Source organism: Arthrobacter sp. GW460-12-1-14-TSB2, from assembly GCF_059423525.1.
Window position 1 is genome coordinate 161,423 of sequence record NZ_JBWKYC010000003.1, and the last position, 24,205, is coordinate 185,627.

34 protein-coding genes are annotated in these 24,205 nt (G+C 63.7%); 3 read left to right on the forward strand and 31 right to left on the reverse strand.

Annotation, left to right across the window (positions count from 1 at the left end; genetic code table 11):
- Positions 1 to 61: 61 nt before the first annotated feature.
- The 5 genes from rpsK to AC07YR_RS06395 form a co-directional block, all read right to left on the reverse strand.
- Positions 62 to 463, reverse strand: coding sequence for a 30S ribosomal protein S11 (rpsK, locus tag AC07YR_RS06375; protein ID WP_011692779.1), 402 nt, complete (start codon positions 461 to 463; stop codon positions 62 to 64).
- Between the two features lie 51 nt (positions 464 to 514).
- Complete coding sequence (gene rpsM, locus AC07YR_RS06380) at positions 515 to 889, reverse strand: 30S ribosomal protein S13 (RefSeq protein WP_003803743.1); 375 nt, start codon at positions 887 to 889, stop codon at positions 515 to 517.
- Between the two features lie 181 nt (positions 890 to 1,070).
- Entirely contained in the window at positions 1,071 to 1,184 is a 114-nt protein-coding gene (rpmJ, locus tag AC07YR_RS06385; RefSeq protein WP_009358722.1) for a 50S ribosomal protein L36, read from the reverse strand.
- A 69-nt stretch (positions 1,185 to 1,253) separates the two neighbouring features.
- Complete coding sequence (infA, locus tag AC07YR_RS06390) at positions 1,254 to 1,475, reverse strand: translation initiation factor IF-1 (protein WP_009358723.1); 222 nt, start codon at positions 1,473 to 1,475, stop codon at positions 1,254 to 1,256.
- Between the two features lie 153 nt (positions 1,476 to 1,628).
- On the reverse strand, positions 1,629 to 2,636 hold the full coding sequence (locus AC07YR_RS06395; protein ID WP_494733474.1) for a P1 family peptidase: 1,008 nt from the start codon (positions 2,634 to 2,636) through the stop codon (positions 1,629 to 1,631).
- 256 nt (positions 2,637 to 2,892) lie between these two features.
- On the opposite strand from AC07YR_RS06395, the gene AC07YR_RS06400 reads away from it, so the two are divergent.
- The 3 genes from AC07YR_RS06400 (at position 2,893) to AC07YR_RS06410 (ending at position 6,172) form a co-directional block, all read left to right on the forward strand.
- Entirely contained in the window at positions 2,893 to 3,843 is a 951-nt protein-coding gene (locus AC07YR_RS06400) for a carbohydrate ABC transporter permease (RefSeq protein ID WP_436058237.1), read from the forward strand.
- A complete protein-coding gene (locus tag AC07YR_RS06405) occupies positions 3,840 to 4,694 on the forward strand; it encodes a carbohydrate ABC transporter permease (protein WP_055797115.1) in 855 nt (284 codons plus the stop codon). Before AC07YR_RS06400 ends, AC07YR_RS06405 begins: the two co-directional genes overlap by 4 nt.
- A gap of 131 nt (positions 4,695 to 4,825) precedes the next feature.
- Positions 4,826 to 6,172, forward strand: coding sequence for an ABC transporter substrate-binding protein (locus tag AC07YR_RS06410; protein ID WP_494733475.1), 1,347 nt, complete (start codon positions 4,826 to 4,828; stop codon positions 6,170 to 6,172).
- Positions 6,173 to 6,380: 208 nt separating this feature from the next.
- Here the strand turns inward: AC07YR_RS06410 and map are convergent, their stop codons facing one another.
- The 26 genes from map to rplD form a co-directional block, all read right to left on the reverse strand.
- On the reverse strand, positions 6,381 to 7,208 hold the full coding sequence (gene map / locus AC07YR_RS06415; protein WP_055797120.1) for a type I methionyl aminopeptidase: 828 nt from the start codon (positions 7,206 to 7,208) through the stop codon (positions 6,381 to 6,383).
- A gap of 37 nt (positions 7,209 to 7,245) precedes the next feature.
- Positions 7,246 to 8,157: an NAD-dependent epimerase/dehydratase family protein gene (locus AC07YR_RS06420; RefSeq protein WP_494733476.1), complete on the reverse strand. Its 912-nt coding sequence runs from the start codon at positions 8,155 to 8,157 to the stop codon at positions 7,246 to 7,248.
- Positions 8,154 to 9,950 carry a class I adenylate-forming enzyme family protein gene (locus tag AC07YR_RS06425; protein ID WP_494733477.1) on the reverse strand — a complete coding sequence of 599 codons (1,797 nt, stop codon included), beginning with the start codon at positions 9,948 to 9,950 and terminating at the stop codon, positions 8,154 to 8,156. The genes AC07YR_RS06420 and AC07YR_RS06425 overlap by 4 nt, the downstream gene beginning before the upstream one ends.
- Complete coding sequence (locus tag AC07YR_RS06430; protein ID WP_494733478.1) at positions 9,940 to 11,133, reverse strand: cytochrome P450; 1,194 nt, start codon at positions 11,131 to 11,133, stop codon at positions 9,940 to 9,942. The genes AC07YR_RS06425 and AC07YR_RS06430 overlap by 11 nt, the downstream gene beginning before the upstream one ends.
- Before the next feature lie 20 nt (positions 11,134 to 11,153).
- A complete protein-coding gene (locus AC07YR_RS06435) occupies positions 11,154 to 11,927 on the reverse strand; it encodes a glycosyltransferase family A protein (RefSeq protein WP_494733479.1) in 774 nt (257 codons plus the stop codon).
- A gap of 53 nt (positions 11,928 to 11,980) precedes the next feature.
- Positions 11,981 to 13,015, reverse strand: coding sequence for a 3-oxoacyl-ACP synthase III family protein (locus AC07YR_RS06440; protein ID WP_494733480.1), 1,035 nt, complete (start codon positions 13,013 to 13,015; stop codon positions 11,981 to 11,983).
- A 210-nt stretch (positions 13,016 to 13,225) separates the two neighbouring features.
- A complete protein-coding gene (locus AC07YR_RS06445) occupies positions 13,226 to 13,795 on the reverse strand; it encodes an adenylate kinase (RefSeq protein WP_436059347.1) in 570 nt (189 codons plus the stop codon).
- 5 nt (positions 13,796 to 13,800) lie between these two features.
- The gene (gene secY, locus AC07YR_RS06450; protein ID WP_028269572.1) at positions 13,801 to 15,111 is read right to left on the reverse strand and encodes a preprotein translocase subunit SecY; all 1,311 of its coding nucleotides are present in this window, start codon (positions 15,109 to 15,111) and stop codon (positions 13,801 to 13,803) included.
- Between the two features lie 187 nt (positions 15,112 to 15,298).
- Positions 15,299 to 15,793 carry a 50S ribosomal protein L15 gene (gene rplO, locus AC07YR_RS06455; RefSeq protein ID WP_051628706.1) on the reverse strand — a complete coding sequence of 165 codons (495 nt, stop codon included), beginning with the start codon at positions 15,791 to 15,793 and terminating at the stop codon, positions 15,299 to 15,301.
- Entirely contained in the window at positions 15,794 to 16,000 is a 207-nt protein-coding gene (gene rpmD / locus AC07YR_RS06460) for a 50S ribosomal protein L30 (RefSeq protein ID WP_028269574.1), read from the reverse strand. It abuts the gene before it with no gap.
- A 3-nt stretch (positions 16,001 to 16,003) separates the two neighbouring features.
- Positions 16,004 to 16,684, reverse strand: a complete 681-nt coding sequence (rpsE, locus tag AC07YR_RS06465; protein WP_197024890.1) for a 30S ribosomal protein S5 — start codon at positions 16,682 to 16,684, stop codon at positions 16,004 to 16,006.
- 26 nt (positions 16,685 to 16,710) lie between these two features.
- On the reverse strand, positions 16,711 to 17,094 hold the full coding sequence (rplR, locus tag AC07YR_RS06470; RefSeq protein WP_028269575.1) for a 50S ribosomal protein L18: 384 nt from the start codon (positions 17,092 to 17,094) through the stop codon (positions 16,711 to 16,713).
- 2 nt (positions 17,095 to 17,096) lie between these two features.
- A complete protein-coding gene (rplF, locus tag AC07YR_RS06475; RefSeq protein ID WP_028269576.1) occupies positions 17,097 to 17,633 on the reverse strand; it encodes a 50S ribosomal protein L6 in 537 nt (178 codons plus the stop codon).
- A gap of 18 nt (positions 17,634 to 17,651) precedes the next feature.
- A complete protein-coding gene (gene rpsH / locus AC07YR_RS06480) occupies positions 17,652 to 18,050 on the reverse strand; it encodes a 30S ribosomal protein S8 (protein WP_011692798.1) in 399 nt (132 codons plus the stop codon).
- Between the two features lie 86 nt (positions 18,051 to 18,136).
- On the reverse strand, positions 18,137 to 18,718 hold the full coding sequence (gene rplE / locus AC07YR_RS06485; RefSeq protein WP_011692799.1) for a 50S ribosomal protein L5: 582 nt from the start codon (positions 18,716 to 18,718) through the stop codon (positions 18,137 to 18,139).
- Positions 18,718 to 19,077: a 50S ribosomal protein L24 gene (rplX, locus tag AC07YR_RS06490; protein WP_055797140.1), complete on the reverse strand. Its 360-nt coding sequence runs from the start codon at positions 19,075 to 19,077 to the stop codon at positions 18,718 to 18,720. The genes rplE and rplX overlap by 1 nt, the downstream gene beginning before the upstream one ends.
- Before the next feature lie 3 nt (positions 19,078 to 19,080).
- The gene (gene rplN / locus AC07YR_RS06495) at positions 19,081 to 19,449 is read right to left on the reverse strand and encodes a 50S ribosomal protein L14 (RefSeq protein ID WP_003803789.1); all 369 of its coding nucleotides are present in this window, start codon (positions 19,447 to 19,449) and stop codon (positions 19,081 to 19,083) included.
- Positions 19,450 to 19,818: 369 nt separating this feature from the next.
- On the reverse strand, positions 19,819 to 20,127 hold the full coding sequence (gene rpsQ / locus AC07YR_RS06500; protein WP_051628707.1) for a 30S ribosomal protein S17: 309 nt from the start codon (positions 20,125 to 20,127) through the stop codon (positions 19,819 to 19,821).
- Positions 20,124 to 20,453 carry a 50S ribosomal protein L29 gene (rpmC, locus tag AC07YR_RS06505; RefSeq protein ID WP_011692802.1) on the reverse strand — a complete coding sequence of 110 codons (330 nt, stop codon included), beginning with the start codon at positions 20,451 to 20,453 and terminating at the stop codon, positions 20,124 to 20,126. Before rpmC ends, rpsQ begins: the two co-directional genes overlap by 4 nt.
- Before the next feature lie 2 nt (positions 20,454 to 20,455).
- On the reverse strand, positions 20,456 to 20,872 hold the full coding sequence (gene rplP, locus AC07YR_RS06510; RefSeq protein ID WP_011692803.1) for a 50S ribosomal protein L16: 417 nt from the start codon (positions 20,870 to 20,872) through the stop codon (positions 20,456 to 20,458).
- Positions 20,873 to 21,718: a 30S ribosomal protein S3 gene (gene rpsC / locus AC07YR_RS06515; RefSeq protein ID WP_055797143.1), complete on the reverse strand. Its 846-nt coding sequence runs from the start codon at positions 21,716 to 21,718 to the stop codon at positions 20,873 to 20,875.
- Positions 21,719 to 22,084: a 50S ribosomal protein L22 gene (gene rplV / locus AC07YR_RS06520; protein ID WP_003803798.1), complete on the reverse strand. Its 366-nt coding sequence runs from the start codon at positions 22,082 to 22,084 to the stop codon at positions 21,719 to 21,721.
- Between the two features lie 38 nt (positions 22,085 to 22,122).
- Positions 22,123 to 22,404 carry a 30S ribosomal protein S19 gene (rpsS, locus tag AC07YR_RS06525; RefSeq protein ID WP_011692805.1) on the reverse strand — a complete coding sequence of 94 codons (282 nt, stop codon included), beginning with the start codon at positions 22,402 to 22,404 and terminating at the stop codon, positions 22,123 to 22,125.
- A gap of 12 nt (positions 22,405 to 22,416) precedes the next feature.
- Positions 22,417 to 23,256, reverse strand: a complete 840-nt coding sequence (gene rplB / locus AC07YR_RS06530) for a 50S ribosomal protein L2 (protein WP_028269580.1) — start codon at positions 23,254 to 23,256, stop codon at positions 22,417 to 22,419.
- A gap of 29 nt (positions 23,257 to 23,285) precedes the next feature.
- Positions 23,286 to 23,591, reverse strand: a complete 306-nt coding sequence (gene rplW / locus AC07YR_RS06535; protein WP_018773664.1) for a 50S ribosomal protein L23 — start codon at positions 23,589 to 23,591, stop codon at positions 23,286 to 23,288.
- A complete protein-coding gene (gene rplD, locus AC07YR_RS06540; RefSeq protein WP_028269581.1) occupies positions 23,588 to 24,205 on the reverse strand; it encodes a 50S ribosomal protein L4 in 618 nt (205 codons plus the stop codon). Before rplD ends, rplW begins: the two co-directional genes overlap by 4 nt.

Here is a 24,205-nt window from a genome sequence, read left to right on the forward strand (position 1 = left end):
ACGCGGCTGGGCCTGCCCGGACCCGTGAAGGTCCGGGCAAGCTCCAACTGCTGAATACGTCTTAGACGCGGCGGCGCTTCGGCGGGCGGCAGCCGTTGTGCGCGGCGGGGGTGACGTCCTGAATGGAGCCAACCTCCAGGCCGGCGGCCTGCAGCGAGCGGATTGCGGTTTCGCGGCCCGAACCCGGTCCCTTGACGAACACGTCAACCTTCTTCAGGCCGTGCTCCTGGGCGCGCTTTGCAGCAGCTTCGGCAGCCATCTGGGCAGCGAACGGGGTGGACTTACGTGAGCCCTTGAAGCCAACCTCACCGGCGGAAGCCCAGGAGATGACAGCACCGTTCGGATCCGTGATGGAAACGATGGTGTTGTTAAAGGTGCTCTTGATGTGCGCCTGGCCCAGCGCGATATTCTTCTTGTCCTTCTTACGCGGCTTGCGAACCGCGCCACGAGTCTTCGGGGGCATTATTTCTCCTACAGAAAGTTTATTGGGGAAGACGCGTTAATCCCTCAGGGATTAACGAGCCTTCTTCTTGCCGGCGACGGTACGCTTCGGACCCTTGCGGGTACGTGCGTTGGTCTTCGTACGCTGTCCGCGTACGGGCAGGCCCTTGCGGTGACGCAGGCCTTCGTAGCTGCCGATTTCAACCTTGCGGCGGATATCAGCGGCCACTTCGCGGCGAAGGTCACCCTCAACCTTGTAGTTGCCTTCAATGTAGTCACGCAGCTCAACCAGCTGTGCGTCGGTCAGGTCCTTGACCCGAACGTCAGCGCTGATGCCGGTAGCAGCCAGGGTTTCGTGTGCACGGGTCTTGCCCACGCCGTAGATGTAAGTAAGCGCAATTTCCAGCCGCTTTTCGCGGGGAATGTCTACGCCAGCGAGACGAGCCATAGTGGCGGTACTCCTTGTATAAACCGGAGGTCGTAGGCAGTACACCCGCACTTTCAGTGCGGCCCCAGCCTCCGACCGGGGGTTAGCTGTCCGGGCTCTTTCGAGCTTATGTCCCAGTTCAGCTTGTGCTGCCTTTATTTACTTGCGTGGGTTAGCAACCCAGGATTTCCTGTGAAGGAAATTAGCCCTGGCGCTGCTTGTGGCGCGGGTTCTCGCAGATCACCATGACCCGGCCATTACGGCGGATCACTTTGCACTTTTCGCAGATCTGCTTGACGCTCGGCTTGACCTTCATGGCGTTCCTTTGCGTGTTGCAGTTGGTCTACTGGCCCGGCCTTCGGCTAATGCTCTGGCCGCCCAGTGTTTACTTGTAGCGGTAGACGATACGACCACGTGTCAGGTCGTACGGGCTCAGCTCCACCACTACCCGGTCCTCAGGGAGAATCCTGATGTAGTGCTGGCGCATTTTTCCAGAGATGTGCGCCAGAACGATGTGCTTGTTGGTGAGCTCAACGCGAAACATCGCGTTAGGCAGCGCCTCAGTCACAACGCCCTCGATCTCAATGACCCCGTCCTTCTTGGCCATACCCTCCGCTAACTGTTGTTGTCACAGCCTTCCGGTTGGCACCGGACATGACTGCGAACGTTTTTGATTGATTGGCTTCTGCCTTCCGACCGCAAAAGGGCACAAACAGGGCAGACAACCAACAGACAACACTACGCCATCTTGGCAGGAATGTTAAATCGGACCATGGTAGCGCACTACCGGGCCGTACGCAGCAAATTCCCCCGCCGGGGTTGTGACGCTTTCAGCCCGGGATACCCCGTCCAGGATGGCTTCGGTCACGACGTCGGCTGCCGCGCTCTGGAGCGTGATAAGGCTGAACGTCCGGGCAGCGTCGGTGCTGCGGTCAAGTTCGACGGCGCCCGTCGCCAGCGCGAAGACGGTGTCGCCGTCCGCGAGGGTATGGGAAGGATTCAGCGCCCGGGCCAGTCCGGCATGGCAGGCGGAGGCGGTCCGCTTGCACTCGGCCTTGTTCAGCACGGCATTCGTAGCGACGACGACGAGTGTTGTGTTGAGTGGCTGAGCTTCGGCATCGGGGTGATTGACCTTGTCGAAATCGCCAGCCGCCGAACGAACACCCACGGGCAACCCCACGGCATTGACCACGGCGATCGCGCCGATCACAACCCCGTTGTCCAAGGTGATGGACGCTGTGCCCACTCCCCCTTTGTATTTCCCCCGCCCGAGGACGGCTCCGGTGCCGGCCCCCACGTTGCCGCGTTCGACGTCGTGACCGTCCTTTTGGGCGGCAGCGGCGGCAGTTGCCGCGTAGCCCATCTCCTCGTCAGGGCGGGCGGTGAAGTCACCGCCGCGGCCGAGGTCGAAGATGGCGGCGGCCGGAACGATCGGCACGAGTCCGCCCGGCACCGGCAAGCCGCGGCCGTCTTCCTCGCACCAGCGCTTGGCACCGTGCGCGGCCACCAGCCCGTAGGCGCTGCCGCCGGTGAGCACCACGGCGTCCACGCGCTGCGAGAGTGTGGTGGGGTCCAGGGAATCCGTCTCATGGGTGCCCGGGCCTCCGCCGCGGACGTCAACGGAACCCACGGTGCCGGGCGGCGGTAGCACCACGGTCACCCCGGTGAGCCAGCCGGCGTCGGACGCGACGCCGTCGGACGCCTCTAATGAGGTGATTTTCTGCGTGTGGCCGACCCGGATTCCGGGGACATCGGTAATTGCTCCCATGGCTCCATTGTGCGCCTGCGCGGAAGCGAGTGTCCGCTCCCAAAAGTTCGGCGACCCGCGGGAGCAACTCCGGCCTCCAAAACAAACGTTATGCAATACTGCCAGCAACACGGCGTTAACGGGCAAGGAAGCCTTGACTAACAATCCTCTGACGAGGGCTAGTGCGGGATTCTGCCCACCAACCTTGTGGTGAAGTGAAGCTACCCCCCACGCCCATTGGCCTGCCATCCGCGGGCCCGGATCCGTTAGAGACCGAATGACACGACAACTGACTGACCGGCCCGCCGCCGTCGCGGAAGCCGGTCCGGCCCTGCGGCGCCGGCCGAAATGGTCCGGCAGGACCCGCCGGGACTTCTTCGTTTTCCTGGCCCTCGCACTGCCCAACCTTGTGCTGATCGGGGTCTTCACGTACCTCCCGCTCATCAACAACATCTACTACTCCACGCTGGACTGGACGCTGGGATCGGCGTCGGCCACCGTGGTGGGGCTGGACAACTACGTCACCTTCTTCACCAGTGCCGATGCCGCCAAGGTGCTCGGGACCACCGCTGTCTTCACCCTCGTCACCGTGGGCGGATCGATGGTGCTGGGGCTGCTGATTGCGTTGGCTCTGAACTCCAAGGTCCGCGGCACCACCTTTGCCCGTTCCGCAGTGTTTGCCCCGTATGTGCTCAGCGGCGTGGGCGTGGGCCTGGTGTGGCTGTTCATCTTCGACCCCGGGTACGGCGTCCTCGCCTGGGTGCTCCGGGGACTGGGCCAGCAAAGCCCGCAATGGATCAACGATCCGCAGCTGTCGCTGGTCATGGTGATCATCGTGTACGTCTGGAAGAACCTGGGATACTGCGCGGTGGTGTACCTCGCCGGGCTCCAGTCGTTGCCGCAGGACGTGATGGAGGCCGCTTCCCTGGACGGCGCCAACGGGTTCCGGCGTTTCCTGAGCATGTCCGTCCCGTTGCTCTCCCCCACCACGTTCTTCCTGCTGATCACCACCATGCTCAGCTCGCTGCAGGCGTTCGACCTGATCAGGATCATGACGCCCCTGGGCAACGGCACCAGCACGCTGATCTACGAGGCCTACCTCCAGGCGTTCGGCGCGTTCAACCGGGCCGGGTATTCGGCCTCCATCTCGGTGGTGCTCTTCGCCATCCTGCTGATCATCACCGTGCTGCAGCTGCGGTTCGTCGAACGGAAGGTGCACTACTCATGAGCACGCACCGGCCATTCTCCCGCGCCAACATTGTCCAAACGATTGCCGGCGGTTATATTCCGCTGATCCTGGCCACGCTGGTGGTGTTCCTGCCGCTGCTCTGGATGATCCTGAGTTCGTTCAAGCAGCCCGGCGAGATCATCACCATGGACCTGAAGATCCTCCCGGAGAGCGTGAACCTGGAGAATTACAACATCGCCATGACCACGGTGCCGTTCGCGCAGTTCTTCCTGAACAGCACCATCGTCACGCTGGTGGGTGCAACCATCAAGGTGCTGCTGGCCATCCTCACGGCGTATGCCCTGGTGTTCGTTCGATTCCCGTTCAAGAACGCCATCTTCGTGCTGATCCTCGTGGCGCTGATGGTTCCGCCGCAGGTGTCCATCCTGCCGAACTACATCCTCATCGCCGGGATGGGTGGAAAGAACACCCTCTGGGGCATCATCCTGCCGGGCCTGGGAACCGCCTTCGGCACCTTCCTGCTGCGGCAGCATTTCATGACGTTGCCGGCCTCCATCCTGGAGTCCGCGGAGATCGACGGCGCCGGCCACTGGCGGCGGCTCTGGCGGATCGTGGTGCCGGTGTCCGTCCCCTCAATCGCCACGGTTGCCCTGGTCACCGTCGTCAGCGAGTGGAACGACTACATCTGGCCGCTCATCATCACGGACCGCCCGGAAACCATGACCCTGCCCGTGGGCCTCACGCTGCTGCAGAACTCCGAGGGCAACGGTTCCGGCTGGGGCATCCTCATGGCGGGCGCGGTGCTGGTGATCGTCCCCATCCTGGTGGTGTTCGCGGCACTCCAGCGCTACATCGTGGCCGGCCTTACCCAGGGCAGCGTCACCGGCTAGGGCCGCAGTCCCCGGCGCATCCCCCGCCAGGGCCGCATCCCTTTGGCGGTCAACAACAGCTTTCACCGCACCACCTGTCATCCAACCCGTACAACGAGTCAGCATGAGCAATCACCTTGAGAGGATCCACAATGGGTATGAATCTTGACCGCAGGCATTTCCTGGGGCTTGCCGGTGCAGGAGCCGGCGCCGCTGCGCTGGCAGCCTGCGGCGGCCCGTCCACCGGCGGAACAACCCCCGCGAGCGAAGCCGCCGAAATCGACTTCAGCGGAGTGAAGCCCGCCGCCTCGATCGACTTCTGGACCAGCCACCCGGGTAAGTCCCAGGACGTGGAGAAGTCCATCATCGCGAAATTCCACGCCAAGTTCCCGGACATCAAGGTGAACCTGGTGACGGCGGGCGCCAACTATGAGGAAATCGCCCAGAAGTTCCAGACCTCACAGGCGGCCAAGGAGGCACTGCCCGGCGTTGTGGTGCTTTCGGACGTCTGGTGGTTCCGCTACTTCACCAATGGCAATATCATCCCGCTGGACGGCCTGGTCAAGCAGCTGGACATCAAGGTGGACGATTTCCAGAAGTCCCTCGTGGCGGACTACCAGTACGACGACAAGCAGTGGGCCCTCCCCTACGGCCGTTCCACGCCGCTTTTCTACTACAACAAGGACCACTTCAAGGTTGCCGGCCTGCCTGACCGCGCGCCCAAGACCTGGCAGGAGTTCGCCGAATGGGCCCCGAAGCTGAAGGCCAGCTCGGGCGCGCAGTACGCCTACATCTACCCGGCACTGGCGGGCTACGCGGGCTGGACCCTGCAGAACAACCTCTGGGGCTGGGGCGGCAGCTGGTCCAATGAGTGGACCATCAACTGCGACTCGGCGGAATCCGTCGAGGCACTGCAGTGGGCCCAGGACTCCATCTACAAGGACGGCTGGGCCGGAGTCTCCTCGAAGGAGGCGGCGGACGACTTTGCCGCCGGGATCACGTCCTCCACCATCTCCTCCACCGGTTCACTGCTTGGTGTGCTGAAGTCCGCCAAGTTCAACGTGGGCGTCGGCTTCTTGCCGGGCGGCCCCAAGGTGGAAAGCGGTGTGTGCCCCACGGGCGGCGCAGGCCTGGGCATCCCCAGCGGCGTGAGCAAGGAAGTGCAGCTGGCGGCAGGCACGTTCCTGAAGTTCATGACCGAGCCGGAAAACACTGCGGAATTCTCAGCGGCCACCGGCTACATGCCCACCCGGATCTCCGCCGACATGACCTCGGTGCTGGCCAAGACCCCGCAGATCAAGACGGCCATGGACCAGCTCGCGGCCACCAAGGTCCAGGACAATGCACGGGTGTTCCTGCCGGGCGCGGACCAGGAGATGGCCAAGGCCGCGGCGAAGATCCTCACCCAGCAGGGTGACGTGAAGGCCACCATGACCGCCCTGAAGTCCACGCTGGAGGGCATCTACACCAAGGACGTCAAGCCCAAGCTCAAGAACTGACGCACCTTTCCGGACATGCGGTCTCGACGCGCAAAAAGTCCTGCGATACGCAAAATCCCTGGCGCACCCGAAATTCCGGGTGCGCCAGGGATCTTCTGCGTCGCAGGGAAATTTGCGCGTCGCTGGTGAATTCGCCCGTCGCAGGGTAATTTGCGCGTCGCTGGTGAATTTCCGCGTCGCTGCGGTCGCGTCGCCGTGTGCCGGGGGCCTACGGGATCGGGACCGGAACCACGCCCAGCGGCGCAAGCCGCTCCGCACCGCCGTCGGGCGCGGAAAGAACCCAGATGCCCTTTTCATGCACGGCGACGGAGTGCTCCCACTGGCAGGAGCGCTTGCCGTCGGTGGTGACTACGGTCCAGTCGTCCTCGAGCACGGCGGTCTCAATGCTGCCGCGGACCAGCATGGGCTCAATGGCAAGGCACAGTCCCGGGCGGATCTTGGGGCCGCGGTGGCTGGTGCGGTAGTTCAATACGTCAGGCGCCATGTGCATTTCGGACCCGATGCCGTGGCCCACGTAGTCCTCCAGGATGCCCAGCGGCTTGCCGGGGACGGAAGAGACGTAGTCGTCCACCGCGTTCCCGATATCGCCCACGAACTTTCCGGTGGCCAGTGCGGCAATGCCACGCCACATGGCTTCCTCGGTGACTTCGGACAACCGGACGTCTTCCGGGTCCGGGGTCCCGACAATCACGGTGCGGGCGGAGTCGGAGTGCCAGCCGTCCACAATGGCGCCGCCGTCGATCGAGATGATGTCGCCGTCGTTCAGCACGCGGCTGCCCGGGATGCCGTGGACTACTTCCTCGTTGACCGAGGTGCAGATGGTGGCCGGGAACCCGTGGTAGCCGAGGAAGTTGGACTTGGCGCCCGCCTCGTCCAGGACTGCGCGGAATACCGCGTCCAGCTGGGCCGTGGTGGCACCGGGGACTGCGGCGGCCACGGCGGCATCCAGCGCGCGGCTCAGGACCAGGCCGGCCTCATGCATGATGCGCATTTGGGCGTTGGTCTTGTATTCAATCCGGGGCTGTCCGAATGCCATTTATACCTCAGTGCTTCGTCTCGCTGGCGGGATGCGTTCATCCCATGTCTCTGATCCATTCTCCCGCACTTGCGAAGCTGCTCGGGACAGGGTCCACTCCCAGCTCGTCCCGCAGGCGGCGTGTGCAGTAGGTACGCTCGAAGCCGAGCTGGCTGACGGCATAGCGCGTCAGCCGCGGCGGCCTGCGTGTCACGCCGGCCATCGCCTCGAGCGACGCCGCAATCGTCATCGCCGCGCGCATGGGGATAAAGCCGAGTTCGACGTCGGACCGGCCAGTGGCGTCCAGCACTTCCCGCAGGACTCCGCCCAGGGCCACGGGCCGGTGGTCTGCCACGTTGACGGGACCGGTGGCGTCCGAGGTGCAGGCGGCGAGCGCTGCCCGGGCCAGGTTGCCGATGGATGTCAGCTGGTGCAAGACATCGGGACCTCCGACGCTGAGCAACCTGTTATTGTTCACGTTGCTCATGAGGCGGGGCAGGAGGGTCCGGTCGCCCGGGCCGTAGACGCCGTGCGGCCGGAGGATCAGCGCATTGCCGTGCCTCGCTGCCGCTGCCTCCGCAAGGGCCTTTGAACTGGCGTACGCGTTCAGGTACCGGCCCGCCACCGGGTCCTCCGGCCGGTCGACGCACGGCTGCCACCACGGATAGACGCTGGAACTGGAAATGTGGACCAGCCGCGCACGGGGAAAAGTAGCCGCAACGGCCTCGGTCCCGTGTACATTGACGCGGTGGAACAGCTGCGGCGGCCCCCAGTCCGCCACGTGCGCTCCGGAATGCACGACGGCGTCCACTTCCGGCGGGTTGGACAGCGGCCCCGCGCTGAGGTCCCACACCGTTACGCCGGGGAGCCGGCGCCGGCCGTAGCGGACCACCTCCCAGCCGCGTTCCTCGGCAGCTTCGGCAACGGCTCCGCCGACGAAACCGCTGGCCCCGGTCACGGCGATCCTCATGGCGTCCCTCCCGAGGGCCGGGCTCGCGGCGGGGTGCCTTCCGGCGGGCTCGCTTCCGGCGGGCGGTCCGCGAACAACGCCCGCAGGGCCACGCGGTCCGGCTTGCGGTGCCGGCCGGACGCCGGCAGCCTGGGCATGACCTCAATCCGGTCGGGCAGGGCCGATTCGTCGATGAGCCGGGGAAGTTCGCGGTGGAGGGTCCGCAGCAGCGCCGCCTGATCCTGTCCCTGGTGCGGTTCGACGGCGAGCCACACCGCTTCGTCGCCGATGCGGTCAGGGACGCCGATCATCGCGGCCTGGGCCACGCCGTCGATGCCGGCAATCACCGGCTCGTACAGGCCCGGGTAGATGTTGGTCTTGCCGCGGATGATCATGTCCTTCTTGCGCCCCAGCAGGACGAGCCTCGGCGTACCGGACGAGCCGGCCGGGCCGTGGTCCACGCGCACGAGGTCGCCGGTGGCGTGCTCGTCCATGGTGTCCTCGCCGAGGTAACCCAGGCACATGTTGGGCCCGGAGACGATCAGCTCATGGTCCTCAGCCACCCGGAAGCGCACTCCCGGAAGCGGGCCGCCGAGGTAGTCGCCCTCGCCGGAGCCGTCCGCGGTCCGGAATTCCGCGGTGCGTCCGGACGCGAAGTCCAGTTTCTCGTGCCCTTCCGCGATCGCGATGGGCAGGACTTCGGTCATCCCGTAGATGCAATGGAAGCGCACTCCGGGCAGGAGTCCGGCAGCCCGCGCCAGGAACGGGGCCAGCACGGGCGCGGCACCCAGCATCACCGTTTTCAGGGTTTCCGGCCACACCAGCTGTCCTGATTCCACGGCGTCAAGGATCGGCGCCAGCTGCGCAGGCACCAGGAACACGTGGGATGCCGCCTTATGCCCGGGCGAGGAGCCCAGCTCGGCCGCAAACCGCAGCGGATCGATGGTGGCGGACAACCCGTACGACGGCATGGTCCAGTGGGCACCGGCGATCAGGGCCGGCAAGCCCATCATCAGCTGTTCCGAGTGGATGCGGTCACCGGCCGCGAACGTGCAGCGTGTGCTCAGCTGGCCAAAGCCGGCCGCCAGGGTCCCGCGGCTGTGCACCACGCCCTTGGGCTTCCCGGTGGTGCCGGACGTGAAAATGATGACCGCTTCCTGCCCCGGCGCGGCTTCAACCGGCGGGAGACCGTCCGGCCTGCCGCCGTCGTCAGCGCCGCCGTATTGAGCAGCGCCGCCGTATCGAGCAGCGCCGCTGCGGACGCCGCCGTCGTACTTACTGTTACGGGAAGCATTTCGGGACAGGGCACGGATGTTGGTGGACGTGAACGGGACCCCGGGAAGCCAGGGACCGGAGTGGAAGTGCCGGACCTTCATCGCTGCGTAGTCCGGAAGCAGCAGGCCGCGCCGCCGGGCAAGGCGCCGCTGCGGCCCGGGCGCGCTGAGCGCATAAAGCAGCGATTCGGAGGCAGCCCACCGCGGCGATGCGAGCGCCGTCCTGTTCCGGAAAAGTTCGGGACCAACCCCGGGATCGATGAACACGATGGCCCCGCCGGCCCGGACGGCAGCCAAGGCAAGCGTGAACGCCGCCGGCCCCGGCCGCACGGAAAACAGCAGGCGCTCCCCCGGACCGAATCCCTCGCGCCGCAGGCCCTCCGCGGTGGATTCAATCCCGGCGGCAAGGTCCCGGTAGCTGATGGTCTTCCCCGGCTTTCCGCTGCGTTTGCCGGGTGCGGTGATGGCCGGGTGGTCCGGGTACTTGGCGGCGGCGTCGTATACCGCGGCGATGAGGTCATCCGGCAGGTCAGTTCGCACGGGTCAGCTCCAGGGACTTGTAGTGCGGAATGAGCACGTTCCGGCTGACGGCCCGCGAGCGGATGCGCCACGCACCGCGGGCGTACTCGTCCAGCAGCATGGTCAATGCGCAGTTGATTTCGGCCATCGCCAGCGGCATACCGATGCAGAAGTGGGCTCCCGCCCCGAACCACAGCTGGCGGGCCGCCGGCGGGATCGGCGTTGCCGGGTCGAAAGCGCCCAGGCTCTTGACGGCGTGCACCGTCGACAGCAGGATCCGGTCCCCCGGGCTGATCCGGACTCCGCCCAGCCGCCCGGCCGTTGTGGCCTCACGCAGCATCATCGGCGACGGCGCCGTGTACCGCAGGCCCTCGTTGACGGCGTCCGGGAGGCCGCTGCGGTCGGCTGCCAGCGCGGGCAGCCTGCCGTCGTCGAACAGCATGGCGGCGAGCCGCGGAACGTAGGACACCAGGGTTTCGGTCCCGGCGATCACAAAGGCACTGACAATACCCACCGCTTCGTCCTCCCCGAGTCCCAGGACTCGGAGGCGGCCCGGAAAAGTGGAGGGGTCGTCGCTGCGGTAGGCGCTCCGTACGGGTCCGGCCAGAATTTCGACGGCGGCCTTCGCCTGTGCGACCTGAGCCGGCGTCAGCCGTGGCCGTCCCAACCGCACCAGCGAGGTGATGGAGGTGCCCAGGGTGAAGAGGTCGCTGTCCGGGAGGCGGCCGGGCGCATCGTCCGGGACGCCCAGCAGCCTGCTGATCACTCCCCCGGACAGTTCCTTGACCAGCCCGACGAACTCCACCGAGCCGCCATGCTCCAGCCCTGCAGCCAGCCGCTCGCGCAGCCGCTCGCCCGCCGGAGAGACGATGGCTTCAACGGCCCTGGGCGTAAACAGGCCGTTGAGGCGGCGCCGCAGTTCAAGGTGCTCTTCCCCGTGCATGTTCAACAGCGCACGGGGACCCACCACCGGGGTCCACAGCGCGCCGGAGGCCCTGGCGCCGGACTTCGAGTAGCCGGCGTCCATCAGCACTTCCCTGACCAGGGAGGCGTCGCTGACGAGTACCCCCAGTCCGGGCAGCCGAACAACGGGCCGGAGCTTCCCCAGCCCGCGGATCAGCGGGTAGGCCACAGGATGGGCGCCGACGTGGAGCCGCCGCTCCCACGCGGCCAGGGCGCCGGCGGCGGACGACCTTTCGGTCATCGCGCGTTCCGAAACACCACTCATCGGATGTCCACGTGGTCCGGGCGGAACCGGTGGTCCGCGTACCAGGCGAGGGTGTTGGGCAGGCCCCAGGCCTGAACCCGGCGGGAGGAGCCGAACACCACCACGTTGCGCCGGAGGGCATAGGAGCGCGTGAGCCTGCGGACCCGGTTGGAAAGCGCACGGTCCTCGTGCATCTCCTCGATGCTGGTCCGCGGGAAACCGCCCGAGCGCAGATACAGCTCGGCGGTGATGGCCATGTTGCACCCGGGCAGCATCTGGTAGGGGCCAAGGTAGCCCTCCCCCTTGTTTCCCGGGCGGATGCGGCCGAAGAACGACGCGACCTCGACGGCCAGGAGCATCAGCCAGCGGCTGTTCCGGGCCAGGCCTTCATCCAGCCGCGGGTTCAGCTGGCCGGCAATCATCTCCAGGCCGTCGTCGAACGCTTCCATGATGCGCAGTGTCCAGTCAGCGGCCGGGAGGCAGTCCGAGTCGGTACGCGCCAGCCACCGGGCACCATTCAGGGCGCCGAAACGCATGCCGGTGTCCGCGGCGGCGCCGGTTCCCTTCTGCGGCTCATGGACCAGGCGGATATCCATGGCCGGGTGTAGCCGGGCAAAGTCGGCCACGATTGACCTGGTGGCGTCCGTGGACCCGTTATCCACCACCACGAGCGTGAAGTCTTTGTGAAGCTGGGCCGCTAGCGCCTGCAGTGACTGGCCGATCAGCTTTTCCTCGTTGAGTGCCGGCATCGCGACACACAGCGCCCGCACCGGGGTTTCGTTTCCGGGCACCGGGGGTTGGCCTGCGGGCACCCGATCTGGAACCCGGCCGGTCTGCGGTCCCCTCACAGCCGCACCACGGCGATGCCCAGGCTCACGCCGCCGGCCAGACCCACCAGCGCCACCAGGTCGCCAGGTCCGCACCGGCCCAGGTCCTGTGCCAGCTTCAGCTGCATGGGCAGGCTGACCGAGGCCATGTTGCCGTACTCCTCCACGGTCCTGACGAGCTTGTCCGGCGGCACGCCTGCCCCTCGGGCGAAGATGTCCCGGTACGGCGCACTCACCTGGTGGACGCACACCACTGCGAAGTCCGTCCATGCCAGGCCCAGCTTCTCCAGGGTCTCGTCCAGGACTCCCCGCCCCAGGTCCAGGAAGGCATCTTTGAGCTTTTCGCCGTCCATGTTGAAATAGGTCGCTTCGAGGTCCCTCGGTGCGACGGAGCCGCCGGTGCCGAGCGTTCCCACGGCCCAGTGGCTGCTCTTCGCGGCGAACCCCGTGCCCAGCACCCGGGACGCGCCCTCGTCGTCGGGGTCTGCCGGTTCCAGCAGCAGCGCGCAGCCGGCGTCGCTCATGGTGTAACCCGGGAAGGCCGCGGCGAAAGTCTCCTGGTCCGGGACGGACCACCGAACGGCCCTGGATGGCGACTCCCCGCTGACCAGGAGCACGCGCCGGTAACGTCCGGAGCCGATCAGGGCATCGGCTACTTCCAGGCCGTTGAGCAGGCTGTTGCAGGCGTTCTTAATGTCCATCACCGGGCAGCCCATGCCAAGTTTTGCGGCCACCATGTGCCCGGTGGCCGGTTCCACCATGTCCTGGCTGGCCGACGCAAACAGGAGGAGGTCGACGTCGGCGGGCTGGAGTCCGCGGGCCGCCAGCAGTTTCGCAGCGGCTACTGCCGCTAGGTCGGAGGCCTGCTCGGTCGCTGCCATCACAGATCTTGTGCGGATTCCGGTCAGCCGGCCGATCAGGCCCTTCGGGACGCGGAAACCGGGGCTGGCGGCAGCGAGCTGCTGCTCCAGCTGCGCGGTGCCCAGCCGGCCTGGCGGCACATAGACTTCGAGGCCGGCGATTTTCGCCGCCCCCGGAAGGGTCTGGTTCATGCAATATCTCCCCACAGACAATGCGTCCGGTGATATCCGGCTCCGGTCCTGGGTGCCTGACGGCGTCACCGGCCCGCGGCGCCAACCCCCAAATCACCCCTCCAAACGAGGAAGGGCGCGTCCCGTACTCGATGGTACGGGACGCGCCCTTCAAGGCACTGGAGGCAAGCCGGATCTGCAGTCAGCCGCGGACCTCCGGCAAATCCCGGATCAGGCTGCCTGTGCTGCCTTGATGGCCTGCATGACGCGGTCGGTGACCTCGTCGATGCCGCCGATGCCGTCAACCTGGGTCAGGATGCCGCGCTCGGCATACTTGGCCACAACGGCTTCAGTCTGCTCGTGGTAGAGGTCCAGACGGTGGCGGATGACGGCTTCATTGTCGTCGCTCCGGCCGGTCTCCTTGGCGCGGCCCAGGAGGCGGTGCACCAGTTCCTCGTCATCGGCGGTCAGCTGCAGGACGACGTCCAGCTTCTGCTCACCGTTGGCGAGGATCTCATCGAGGTAGTCCACCTGCGCGGTGGTGCGCGGGTAACCGTCCAGGAGGAAGCCGCCGTCGACGTCGTCCTCGCTCAGGCGGTCGCGCACCATCTTGTTGGTGACGCTGTCCGGCACGAAATCGCCGGCATCCATGTACTTTTTGGCCTCGACGCCCAGCGGCGTCTCACCCTTGACGTTGGCGCGGAAGATATCGCCGGTGGAGATCGCAACGACGCCGAGGCGCTCGGAGATCCGATCCGCCTGCGTTCCCTTGCCTGAACCCGGAGGTCCGATAATCAGCATTCTCGTCATCGCAAAAGCCCTTCGTAGTGACGTTGTTGTAGCTGCGCGTCAATCTGCTTGACCGTTTCCAGGCCCACGCCCACCATGATCAGGATCGAGGTTCCACCGAACGGGAAGTTCTGGTTGGCATTGATCAGGACCAAGGCGACCAGCGGGATCAATGCCACGAAGCCCAGGTAGAGGGCGCCGGGCAGGGTGATCCTGGAAAGGACGTACTGCAGATAGTCCGCCGTCGGCTTACCGGCCCGGATACCCGGGATGAAGCCGCCGTACTTCTTCATGTTGTCGGAAACCTCTTCAGGATTGAAAGTGATTGCGACATAGAAGTAGGTGAAGAAAACAATCATGGCGAAATAAAGTGCCATGTAGATGGGGTGGTCACCACGGGTGAGGTTGTTGTTGATCCACTCAACCCACGGTGCCATCTGTTCGCCCTGCTTGGGCTGGTTGAACTGTGAGATCAGGCCCGGCAGGTACAGCATCGAGGATGCAAAGATGACAGGCACGACGCCGGCCATGTTCACCTTGATGGGGATGTACGTGCTCGTGCCGCCCACAGTGCGCCGGCCGATCATTCGCTTGGCGTACTGCACCGGAATGCGGCGCTGGGACTGCTCCACGAAGACCACCAGGGCCACGGTCAGCAGGCCGATGGCCAGGACCATGAAGAAGGTACCCGGACCCTGTGAGGTCCAGATGGCACCAAGGGAGGTCGGGAAGCTGGCAGCGATCGAGGTGAAGATGAGCAGCGACATGCCGTTGCCCACGCCCTTCTCCGTGACGAGCTCGCCCATCCACATGATCAGGCCGGTGCCGGCCGTCAAGGTGATGATGATCAGGATCGTGGTGATGACGCTCGCATCCGGGATGATGTCCAACTGGCAGTTGGGCAGCAACTGGCCGGAACGTGCCAGCGACACCAGCGTCGTGGCGTTCAGCAGGCCCAGTGCGATGGTCAGGTAACGCGTGTACTGCGTCAGCTTGGACTGCCCCGACGCGCCCTCTTCGTACAGCTCCTGGAAGCGGGGAATGACCACGCGCAGCAGCTGGACGATGATGCTCGCCGTGATGTACGGCATGATGCCCAGGGCGAAGATGGACACCTGTAGCAACGCACCGCCGCTAAACAGATTGACGAGCTGGTAGATCCCGCCCGAGGTCTGACCGCTCTGCAAGCATTGCTGGACATTCTGGTAGTTCACACCAGGCGAGGGGATGAAGGCACCCAAGCGGAAGATTGTGATGATTCCCAGCGTGAACAACAACTTGCGTCGCAGATCAGGCGTGCGAAAGGCCCGGCCAAATGCGCTAAGCAAGCGTCCTCCTGATGTGTAAATAAAGTCGTGTGAGATAGGTCAATAAACCCAACAACCGAGTCTAACGGGTTGATGCGCCGTGCGAATAATCGGTGAGGGTCCAAATGAGAAAAAACTCCCGGTACGCAGGGCCGAAGCCCCGGGTACCGGGAGTTCCTACAACGGGCGTATGCTCCGCCGCCTCTTGTTAGAGGGCGGTGGTGCTTCCGCCTGCTGCTGCAATCTTTTCTGCGGCGCTGGCCGAGAATGCGTGGGCGGTGACGTCAACCTTGACGGTGATGTCGCCGGTGCCCAGCACCTTGACGGGCTGGTTCTTGCGAACGGCACCCTTTTCGACCAGGTTCTCCACGGTGACTGCGCCACCTTCCGGGAACAGCTCGTTGAGCTTGTCCAGGTTTACAACCTGGAACTCAACCCGGAACGGGTTCTTGAAGCCGCGCAGCTTCGGCAGGCGCATGTGCAGCGGCAGCTGGCCGCCGGCAAAGCCAGCCTTGATCTGGTAGCGGGCCTTCGTACCCTTGGTACCGCGACCAGCGGTCTTACCCTTGGAACCTTCACCACGACCAACACGGGTCTTGGCGGTCTTGGCACCCGGGGCGGGACGCAGGTGGTGAACCTTCAGTGCGTTCTGCTTCTCAGCAGCGGCGCCCTGTGCCTTTTCGGCGGTGTTCTTCTCTGCCATTTACTTCGCCTCCTCTACCTTTACCAGGTGCGGAACCGTGTTGAGCATTCCGACGGTCACGGCATCGGCGGTGCGGACAACGGTGTGTCCGATCCGCTTCAGGCCGAGGGACCGAAGGGTGTCGCGTTGGTTCTGCTTGCCGCCAATGGCGGACTTGATCTGAGTGATCTCCAACTGAGTGTCGGAGGGAATCAGGTTCTTAGCCACGACTCAGACACCTGCCTTCTGGTTCATGAGTGCCTTCACCATTGCGGCCGGAGCGATCTCGTCGAGCGGGAGGCCGCGGCGTGCTGCCACTGCTGCCGGCTCTTCGAGGCGCTTCAGTGCATCAACGGTCGCGTGAACGATGTTGATGGCGTTGGAGGAACCGAGCGACTTGGAGAGGATGTCGTGGATGCCCACGCACTCCAGTACTGCACGGACCGGACCACCGGCGATAACACCGGTACCGGCGGAAGCCGGACGCAGCATAACGACGCCTGCAGCGGCTTCACCCTGAACGCGGTGCGGGATGGTGCTGCCGATGCGGGGAACGCGGAAGAAGGACTTCTTGGCCTCTTCAACGCCCTTCGCGATGGCGGCGGGAACTTCCTTGGCCTTGCCGTAGCCGACGCCGACCATACCGTTGCCGTCACCGACGACGACGAGTGCGGTGAAGCTGAAGCGACGACCACCCTTGACGACCTTGGAAACGCGGTTGATGGTTACAACGCGCTCTACGAACTGGCTCTTTTCGGCTTCGCGGCCACCATCGCGGCCACCACGGCCACCACGGTCGCCACGGCCCTGGCCGCGGTCGCCACGCTCGCCACGACGAGCGCCACCACGGCGGTCGTCAGTGGTAGCAGGCGCAGCGGTCTCAGTTGCCGGAGCAGCTACAGCTTCAGTCACCTGAATGTCCTTTTCGTTATTTTCGGTCACAGTGACAGCCCACCTTCACGTGCGCCGTCAGCGACGGCGGCGATCCGGCCGTGGTACTTGTTACCACCGCGGTCGAAGACAACTGCTTCGATACCGGCAGCCTTGGCACGCTCGGCGACGAGCTCGCCAACGCGCTTGGCCTTGGCGGTCTTGTCACCGTCGAATGCACGAAGGTCGGCTTCCAGAGTGGACGCGCTCGCTACGGTCAGGCCCTTGCTGTCATCGACAACCTGGACGAATACGTGGCGTGCGGAACGGTTGACGACCAGACGCGGGCGTACAGCCGTACCGGAGATGCGCTTGCGGATACGAAGCTGGCGGCGGCTGCGCTGGGCAGACTTGCTCTTGTTCGTACGCTTCTTGTTAATTGAGATGGCCATGGTTACTTACCAGCCTTTCCGACCTTGCGGCGGATGACTTCGCCGGCGTAGCGGATGCCCTTGCCCTTATAGGGGTCCGGCTTCCGCAGCTTGCGAATGTTGGCAGCAACCTCGCCGACCTGCTGCTTGGAGATACCTGAAACAGAGAGCTTGGTCGGGGTCTCTACTGCAAAGGTGATGCCGTTCGGTGCCGAGACGTTGACCGGGTGGCTGTAGCCCAGAGCGAACTCCAGGTCAGAACCCTTGGCCTGGACGCGGTAACCGGTACCGACAATCTCAAGCTTCTTCTCGTAGCCTGCGGTGACACCCTGGATCATGTTGGCGATCAGGGTGCGGGTCAGGCCGTGCAGCGAACGTGAGGCGCGCTCGTCGTTCGGGCGGGCGACAGTCAGGGTGCCATCTTCCAGGGTGACCTCGATCGGGCTGGCCACAGTGTGGCTCAGCTCGCCTTTGGAACCCTTGACGCTGACGACAGAGCCGTCAACCTTGACCTCAACGCCGGCAGGAACGGTGATGGGGAGACGTCCAATACGTGACATTATTCTCTTCCTTTCCCGTTACCAGACGTAAGCGAGGACTTCGCCGCCCACGCCCTTCTTGCCGGCCTGCTTGTCAGTCAAGAGGCCGGAAGAGGTGGACAGGATTGCGACACCCAGGCCACCGAGCACGTGCGGCAGGTTGGTGGACTTCGCGTAAACACGGAGTCCCGGCTTGGAAATACGACGAACGCCAGCGATTGAACGCTCGCGGTTCGGACCGAACTTGAGCTCGAGGGTCAGCTTCTTGCCAACCTCAGCGTCTTCTTCTTTCCAGGAGGCGATGTAACCTTCAGCCTTCAGGATGTCGGCAACGCGTGCCTTGAGCTTGCTGTACGGCATAGTCACGGTGTCGTGGTATGCCGAGTTTGCGTTGCGCAGACGCGTAAGCATGTCTGCGACGGGATCTGTCATGGTCATGTTGGGCTCTTGCCCTTCCTCATAACGGTTTCCGCCCTGCCATCCCCGTGGGGACGCGGCAAGGCCGGACCTTCTATGTAGCTAGATTAAGCTTCGGTCTTGAACGGGAAACCAAGCGCCTTGAGCAGCGCGCGGCCTTCGTCGTCGGTCTTGGCAGTGGTCACGACGGTGATGTCCATACCGCGAACGCGGTCGATGGAATCCTGGTCGATCTCGTGGAACATAACCTGCTCGGTCAGACCGAAGGTGTAGTTGCCGTTGCCATCAAACTGCTTGCCGCTGAGGCCCCGGAAGTCACGGATACGCGGCAGTGCCAGCGTTACCAGACGGTCCAGGAATTCCCACATGCGGTCTCCACGCAGAGTTGCGTGTGCACCGATGGGCATGCCTTCGCGCAGCTTGAACTGTGCGATCGACTTGCGGGCCTTGGTTACCTGCGGCTTCTGACCGGTGATCAGGGTGAGATCGCGGACAGCGCCGTCGATCAGCTTGGAGTCCTTGGCGGCATCTCCAACACCCATGTTCACAACGACCTTGACCAGACGGGGAACCTGGTTGACGTTTTCGTACTTGAATTCCTCGATGAGCGTGCTCTTGATGGAATCCGCGTACTTGGTCTTCAGACGAGGAACGATCTTGCTTGCCGGAGTCTCGAGAGTCTCAGTCATTAGATGTCCTTCCCGGAGCTCTTGGCCACGCGTACGCGCACTTCACGCTGCTTGCCGTTGCGCTCAACGGTCTCGGTACGGAAACCGACGCGAGTGGGCTTCTTGGTGGAGGGGTCAACCAGGGCCACGTTGGAGATGTGGATGGAAGCCTCAACGACCTCGATGCCACCGGTCTTGGTGCCGCGCTGCGACTGACCGACCTTGGTGTGCTTGGTTACGCGGTTAATGCCTTCAACCAACACGCGGTTGGTATCCGGGAATACGCGCAGAACCTTGCCCTGCTTGCCCTTGTCGCCGCCGCGCTCAGCCTTGGCGCCAGTGATGACCTGAACGAGGTCACCCTTTTTGATCTTAGCCATGGACTAGAGCACCTCCGGAGCCAGAGAAACGATCTTCATGAACTTCTTGTCACGAAGTTCACGACCAACCGGTCCGAAGATACGGGTACCGCGGGGGTCACCGTCGTTCTTCAGGATCACAGCTGCGTTCTCGTCAAACTTGATGTAGGAACCATCCGCACGGCGGCGTTCCTTCTTGGTACGGACGATGACAGCCTTGACGACATCGCCCTTCTTTACGTTGCCGCCCGGAATTGCGTCCTTGACGGTAGCGACGATGACGTCGCCAATGCCTGCGTAGCGACGGCCAGATCCACCGAGAACGCGAATGGTAAGGATTTCCTTAGCACCCGTGTTGTCGGCGACCTTGAGTCGCGACTCCTGCTGAATCACTATTTACTCCTTGCGTCGCGCTGGTTCTCAGACCGAAAATCTTCCTACGGAATGAGCCTTGCGGAACGGTTGATCGGGGTGTCTCTTGACCTGCCTGGATTTTGCCAGACCAGGCCTAAACTCCCGTGCCAAAAACATTTGCTTCCCAGGCGATTCCGACGGATCGGGGCGCAAGGGGGCACTATGCCGTGGCACGATTGTTTACGAGGTTGATGACGGCGCACGAACGGCGCCATACAAACTCAAAATCTTAGCACGTTTTGGGCGAATCCCCATATCACAGCCCGGGCGCCGGCGCAGGCAGGCCCGCACACGGCGAAACCCCCGCTCCCATAAAGGGAACGGGGGTTTCTTGCATTTCTGCAGGTGTTACTTGGCCTTCTCGAGGATCTCGACCAGACGCCACCGCTTGGTAGCGGAGAGCGGCCGGGTCTCGGCGAGGAGCACGAGGTCGCCGATGCCGGCGCTGTTCTCTTCGTCGTGTGCCTTGATCTTGGCGTTGCGGCGGATGACCTTGCCGTAGAGGGCGTGCTTCACGCGGTCTTCGACCTGGACAACGATGGTCTTTTCCATCTTGTCCGAGACGACGTAGCCGCGCTTCGTCTTACGGTAACCGCGCTCGTCAGCCTTGGCTGCGTCGGAAACAGTTTCCGTCACGTTCTCGTCCTTTTCACTCACTTGGCGTCCTCCTCGGTCTCAACCGTTTCAGCCTTGTCAGCCTTCTTGGTTGCAGCCTTCTTGGACTTCTTTTCTTCCTTGGCTTCCACAACCGGTGCGGCAACCTCGGCACGAATGCCCAGCTCGCGCTCACGGAGAACGGTGTAGATGCGGGCGATGTCCTTCTTTACCGCGCGCAGACGACCGTGGTTCTCCAGCTGACCGGTGGCGGACTGGAAACGCAGGTTGAACAGCTCTTCCTTAGCCTTGCGGAGTTCTTCAACGAGACGCTCGTTGTCGAAACCGTCCAGCTGCGCGGATGCAAGTTCCTTGGATCCTACTGCCATTTCTACTCACCACCTTCGCGACGCACAATGCGTGCCTTCAACGGCAGCTTGTGGATTGCCAGGCGCAGTGCCTCGCGAGCTACCTCTTCACTGACACCGGAGAGTTCGAACAGAACCCGGCCCGGCTTGACGTTTGAGACCCACCATTCCGGAGAACCCTTACCGGAACCCATGCGGGTTTCAGCAGGCTTCTTCGTCAGCGGACGGTCCGGGTAGATGTTGATCCAGACCTTGCCGCCACGCTTGATGTGGCGGGTCATCGCGATACGGGCAGACTCGATCTGACGGTTGGTGACGTATGCCGGGCTCAGAGCCTGGATACCCCACTCGCCGAAGGAGACCTTGGTGCCGCCCGTGGCAGCGCCGGAACGACCCGGGTGGTGCTGCTTACGGTGCTTGACTCGACGTGGGATAAGCATTTAAGCCTGTCCTCCTTCTACTGCCTGTGCCGGCGCGGCAGAAGCTGCTTCAGCTGCCGGAGCTTCGGCAGCAGGTGCTGCCTCGGCTGCCGGACGGTCGGTACGACGGCGGCGGTCACCACGGTCAGCGCCACCCGGGCGGCCCGGGCGATCGCTGGCACCACGGCCGCGGGACGGAGCAGCAGCTGCCTGCTGAGCCAGTTCCTTGGAGGTGACGTCACCCTTGTAGATCCAGACCTTCACGCCGATGCGGCCGAAGGTGGTCTTGGCTTCGTAGAAGCCGTAGTCGATGTTCGCGCGGAGGGTGTGCAGGGGCACACGGCCTTCGCGGTAGAACTCCGAGCGGGACATTTCAGCGCCACCCAGTCGACCGGAGCAAGCGATACGGATGCCCTTGGCACCAGCGCGCTGTGCGGACTGCATTGCCTTCTTCATTGCACGGCGGAATGCCACGCGGGAAGTCAGCTGCTCTGCAACGCCCTGGGCAACAAGCTGTGCTTCCATCTCGGGGTTCTTGACCTCGAGGATGTTCAGCTGAACCTGCTTGCCGGTGAGCTTTTCGAGCTCGCCGCGGATGCGGTCTGCTTCAGCACCGCGGCGGCCGATGACGATGCCCGGACGTGCCGTGTGGATATCCACACGGACACGGTCGCGGGTGCGCTCGATTTCAACCTTGGCGATACCGGCGCGCTCCATGCCCGTGGACATGAGCTGGCGGATACGGATGTCTTCGCGAACGAAGTCCTTGTACCGCTGGCCGGCCTTGGTGCTGTCAGCAAACCAGTGCGATACGTGATCGGTGGTGATGCCGAGTCGGAACCCGTGCGGGTTAACTTTCTGTCCCACTTAGCGAGCCTCCTCTTTCTCCGGGGTAGCGACTACCACGGTGATGTGGCTCGTGCGCTTCTTGATCTGAAATGCACGACCCTGGGCTCGCGGCTGGAACCGCTTCATGGTCGGGCCTTCATCAACAAACGCTTCGCTGATGATGAGGTCACCTTCGTCAAACGCCACGCCGTCGCGGTCCGCGAGGACCCGGGCGTTGGAGATTGCCGACTGAACTACCTTGAATACCGGCTCAGAAGCTGCCTGGGGGGCAAACTTCAGAATTGCCAGAGCCTCGTTCGCTTGCTTACCACGAACAAGGTTGACGACGCGCCGGGCCTTCATAGGCGTTACGCGGATGTGACGCGCAATTGCCTTGGCTTCCATTGCTTTCCTTCTCTCGTCTTTGACGTAAGTGCAGGCGCCTAGCGGCGCTTGCCCTTACGGTCGTCCTTGACATGGCCGCGGAATGTCCGCGTGGGAGCGAATTCGCCGAGCTTGTGCCCGACCATCGACTCGGTGACAAACACCGGAATGTGCTTGCGTCCGTCGTGAACGGCGATCGTGTGCCCGAGCATGTCGGGGATGATCATCGAACGGCGGGACCAGGTCTTGATGACGTTCTTGGTGCCCTTTTCGTTTTCCCTGTCCACCTTTACAAAGAGGTGCTGGTCAACGAAAGGACCTTTTTTCAGGCTGCGTGGCATGTGTCCAGGCTCCTATCGCTTGTTCTTGCCAGTACGACGGCGACGAACAATAAGCTTGTCGCTCTCTTTGTTTGGACGGCGGGTGCGGCCTTCGCGCTTACCGTTCGGGTTGACGGGGTGACGTCCACCGGACGTCTTACCCTCGCCACCACCATGCGGGTGGTCAACCGGGTTCATCGCGACACCACGGACGGTCGGGCGAACGCCCTTCCAGCGCATGCGGCCGGCCTTGCCCCAGTTGATGTTCGACTGCTCGGCGTTGCCGACCTCGCCGATCGTTGCGCGGCAGCGCACGTCAACGTTGCGGATTTCGCCGGAAGGCAGACGCAGCTGGGCGAAGCGGCCTTCCTTTGCAACGAGCTGGATCGATGCGCCGGCGGAGCGGCCCATCTTGGCGCCGCCACCCGGACGCAGTTCAACTGCGTGGATTACGGTACCGACCGGGATGTTGAGCAGCGGCAGGTTGTTGCCGGGCTTGATGTCAGCACTGGCACCTGCTTCAACTACGTCACCCTGGGACAGCTTGTTCGGGGCGATGATGTAACGCTTGGTGCCATCAACGTAGTGCAGGAGGGCGATGCGAGCCGTGCGGTTCGGATCGTACTCGATTTCGGCAACGCGGGCGTTGACGCCGTCTTTGTCGTGGCGACGGAAGTCGATCAGACGGTACTGGCGCTTGTGGCCACCACCCTTGTGACGGGTCGTGATCTTACCGGTGTTGTTACGGCCACCCTTTTTCGGGAGGGGACGTACCAACGACTTTTCCGGCGTCGACCGCGTGATTTCAGTGAAGTCCGCTACGCTCGAGCCGCGACGGCCCGGGGTAGTCGGCTTATATTTACGGATTCCCATAATTTATTTCCTCGTTAAAGTGGTCTCCGCTACGAGAGCGGACCGCCGAAGATGTCGATTGTGCCTTCTTTGAGGCTCACAATTGCACGCTTGGTGTTCTTGCGGGTACCCCAGCCGAATTTGGTGCGCTTGCGCTTACCGGCACGGTTGATGGTGTTGATCGATTCGACCTTGACGGAGAAAATCTTCTCCACGGCCAGCTTGATCTCGGTCTTGTTCGAGCGGGGGTCCACCAGGAAGGTGTACTTTCCCTCATCGATCAGGCCGTAGCTCTTTTCCGATACGACGGGTGCAAGCACGACGTCGCGCGGGTCCTTGATGGTGGCTGCACTCACTTGGCATCCTCCTCGTTCTTTGCCTTGGCGGCAACGAATGCCTCGTAGGCAGCCTTGGTGAAGACTACGTCGTCAGAGACGAGCACGTCGTAGGTGTTCAGCTGGTCTGCGTACAGAACGTGAACATCTGCGAGGTTGCGCACAGACAGTGCAGCAACATCGTTGGCGCGCTCGATGACAACGAGCAGGTTCTTGCGCTCGGACACGCCGCGCAGCGTTGCCAGTGCGGCGCTGGAGGACGGCTTGGTGCCGGTTACCAGTTCAGCGACAACGTGGATGCGGCCGTTGCGGGCGCGGTCAGACAATGCGCCGCGCAGTGCAGCAGCAATCATCTTCTTGGGGGTCCGCTGGCTGTAGTCACGCGGGGTCGGGCCGTGGACAACGCCACCACCGGTCATGTGAGGAGCACGGATTGAACCCTGACGGGCGCGGCCGGTGCCCTTCTGCTTGAACGGCTTACGGCCTGCACCGGAAACTTCAGCGCGGGTCTTGGTCTTGTGGGTACCCTGGCGAGCAGCAGCGAGCTGTGCAACGACGACCTGGTGCAGCAGCGGCACGTTGGTCTGTACGTCGAAGATCTCTGCAGGCAGGTCAACCTTGACAGTGCTAGTCAT